This window comes from Streptococcus mitis (assembly GCF_001074635.1).
Classification (GTDB): Bacteria; Bacillota; Bacilli; order Lactobacillales; family Streptococcaceae; genus Streptococcus; species Streptococcus mitis_E.
In genome coordinates this window covers 1-1,399 of the sequence record NZ_JUQO01000108.1, presented here as the reverse complement: position 1 = coordinate 1,399, position 1,399 = coordinate 1, and the positions used below count along the sequence as shown (strand labels likewise).

General features: G+C 35.1%; 2 protein-coding genes, 1 tRNA gene and 1 riboswitch. Of the genes, 2 read left to right on the top strand and 1 reads right to left on the bottom strand.

Annotated features, from left to right (window positions below; genetic code table 11):
* Window positions 1–13 precede the first annotated feature (13 nt).
* The gene (locus ADI58_RS04615) at window positions 14–445 is read right to left on the bottom strand and encodes a GtrA family protein (protein ID WP_000701188.1); all 432 of its coding nucleotides are present in this window, start codon (window positions 443–445) and stop codon (window positions 14–16) included.
* 28 nt (window positions 446–473) lie between these two features.
* A riboswitch (PreQ1 riboswitch) is annotated at window positions 474–571 on the top strand.
* Between ADI58_RS04615 and ADI58_RS04610 the strand changes: the two genes are divergently transcribed.
* Together ADI58_RS04610 and ADI58_RS04605 are read left to right on the top strand one after the other, a co-directional pair.
* Complete coding sequence (locus ADI58_RS04610) at window positions 569–1,078, top strand: QueT transporter family protein (RefSeq protein ID WP_049521636.1); 510 nt, start codon at window positions 569–571, stop codon at window positions 1,076–1,078. Its footprint overlaps the riboswitch before it by 3 nt.
* Before the next feature lie 100 nt (window positions 1,079–1,178).
* Window positions 1,179–1,251 (top strand) — tRNA-Thr (locus ADI58_RS04605).
* The last annotated feature ends 148 nt before the right edge of the window (window positions 1,252–1,399 follow it).

The following is a 1,399-nucleotide window of genomic DNA, read 5'->3' as shown; positions in this document are numbered from 1 at the left end:
ATGCTCAGAAATTTTATTTTTTAAAAATAAAAACCTTACTAAAGATGTAATTAAGGATAATTATCAATAATTGTGCAAGAACTGTTTCGATTGCATTTACTTTATCAAGATTCCCATTTACGAACTGACCAATAATATTAGGAAACTGAGTTACAAAGATAAAAGTTAAAAACAAGTCTAAAAGAAAAGTAGAAAGGCGGGCAAGAAAAAATTTCACTAAACGTCTTGGCCAATTCTGCCTAGCTTGCTTAAAGACAAGCTTATCATTTGTGATAAAGGCAAATAGGATACCAATCATATTTGCTAGGGCAGTAGCAAGAAGTTCCTGATGACTTAGTTGATAAATGACTAATCGTGAGAGAATCGAAACTAGAGTTGTTGCAAGGCCAAAGAAGAGATAGGCTAAGATTTCATTGTTAAAAAATTTTTGAATAGGAATTTTCATGGTTTAAGTATAGCATAAAGCAGGCTATTGTGCTATACTAGTAAGGTTGATTGAATCAACCCTTGGTGCTTAGCTTCTTTCACCAAGCATATTACACGCGGATAACCCGCTAAAGGAGAAAAGATGAAAAAATTAACTATTCGTGATGTTGCAGATATTGCAATCGTTGCTGCTATCTATGTCGTTTTGACTGTCACACCGCCTCTAAATGCCATCAGCTATGGTGCTTATCAGTTTCGTATTTCAGAAATGATGAACTTTATGGCTTTTTACAATCCTAAGTACATCATCGGAGTTACCATCGGTTGTATGATTGCTAATTTCTTTAGCTTCGGACTGCTAGATGTCTTTGTTGGTGGTGGATCAACATTAGTATTCCTCAGTCTAGGTGTTTGCCTTTTTGCAAAATACAGCAAAGATTACCTCTTTAATGGATTAATTCGAAAAGATCATTTCTTCTTTTCAATCCTCTTTTCAATTTCCATGTTTACTATTGCTGCAGAGTTGAATATCATAGCGCAATTACCATTTTTCCTTACTTGGTTCACAACAGGAATTGGTGAATTTGCCTCATTAATTATTGGAGCGATTATCATTGGTAAAATTGGTCGCCGAATCGATTTAAGCAAATAGAAGAAGATAAGCTAGGTAGCTCTTACCTGGCTTTTTCCTATGGAAAATTTCTAAGGAAACCTTGACAAAATTTTCTGATTATAGTATACTTTTCAAGTAAGCTGATTTAGCTCAGTTGGCAGAGCGCATCCATGGTAAGGATGAGGTCGCCGGTTCAATCCCGGCAATTAGCATGAAATAAACAGAAAAGCCCTTGATTTACAAGGTTTTTTGTTATGTTTGCCCCAAATTTTTCAAAGATATTTCTATTCAGCTGTGTAAATAAACCTAATACTCAATGAAAATCAAAGAGCAAACTAGGAAGCTAGCCGCAGGTTGCTC

Excerpts from the sequence above, each read along its gene's own strand:
- ADI58_RS04615 (WP_000701188.1), bottom strand. The coding sequence starts at position 445 with ATGAAAATTCCTATTCAAAAATTTTTTAACAATGAAATCTTAGCCTAT.
- ADI58_RS04610 (WP_049521636.1), top strand. The coding sequence starts at position 569 with ATGAAAAAATTAACTATTCGTGATGTTGCAGATATTGCAATCGTTGCT.